The following is a 971-nucleotide window of genomic DNA, read 5'->3' as shown; positions in this document are numbered from 1 at the left end:
TCGTAGAAGAAGGAAAGCCCCCGCACCTCTCCCTGGTAGCGCACCTCCCAGGCGGAGAGGTCCGGGGCCAGGGCCCTGGCCTCCCCCTGGAAGCTCCCCCCGGGGAGCCGGGCCACGAAGGTATAGGGGTTTTCCCCCAGTAGGGTGAGGCGGACGGGAGGCAGAAAGAGCCTTTCCCCCTTGGGAAGCTCCACCTGGGTCTCCTCCAAACGGAGTTGCCGGAAGACCACCCGGATGGCGGGGGGAGGCCCCGGTTTCTCCGGGATCAAGGCCTCCCAGGTGGGCCGGACCTTAGCCCCCCTTACCACCAGGGATACGGGAAGCTCCTTGCGAAGAAGTCCCAATAGATCATAGCCCAGGCGCACCTCCTCCGCCTCGAGGGCAAGCCCTTCCCCCTTAAGCACCACCCCCCTTAAGCGCAGCCCCAGGAGGAGGTGCCCCCTCACCTCCTGCACCTGGCCCTTAAAGCCCGCCAGAACCAGGCCCCGCTCCACGGCAAGACGCAAAAGGGAAGGCCAGGCCAAAAGGAGGAGGAGCAGGGCGAACCCCAGGAGGAGGAGAAACCCCCGCCGCATCCCTATTAGCATAGGCACCGGAGATGAAAACCGCGTGGCAAGGAGGGTGACGACTCCCCGCTCTAAAGAGCAGGGCTACAAGATACGGGCTACGCCCGTGACCACGGTTCGTGTAGAGCATTTACTGCCACCACAATCCCCGCAGGCTCCGCCTAAGCCTTTGCCAGGATGTTCTGTGCGGCCGCTAGGTCGTGTCAAGATTTATGTGTAAGCGTCTGTGTACGGGGGGCATACCTCTCCAGAAGCATCTTCTCCAGCACTTCCCGCACCTCAGCAAAGCCCTTCAATCGCCGCTCAGACCACCTCCCCTCCTGACGCTCCGCCTCCAAGTAAAGGAGCTTAAACACAGACTCGGGTCGGGGGAACTTATGATCCCGCACCTTCGTCCCACGCCTC

Annotated in this window: 1 protein-coding gene and 1 pseudogene; both read right to left on the bottom strand. The window is 63.1% G+C overall.

Annotated elements, in window-relative coordinates; all coding sequences use genetic code 11:
• A partial coding sequence (locus AC27GT_RS09860; protein ID WP_487224083.1) for a hypothetical protein occupies positions 1–575 on the bottom strand: 575 nt, incomplete at its 3' end.
• Positions 576–769: 194 nt separating this feature from the next.
• Positions 770–971 (bottom strand): annotated as a pseudogene (locus AC27GT_RS09855) (IS256 family transposase); the annotation flags it as partial.

The sequence above is a fragment of the Thermus sp. KWY1 genome (assembly GCF_057547025.1).
The sequence above is the reverse complement of the archived record's forward strand: the minus strand, read 5'-3'. Positions and strand labels throughout refer to the sequence as shown.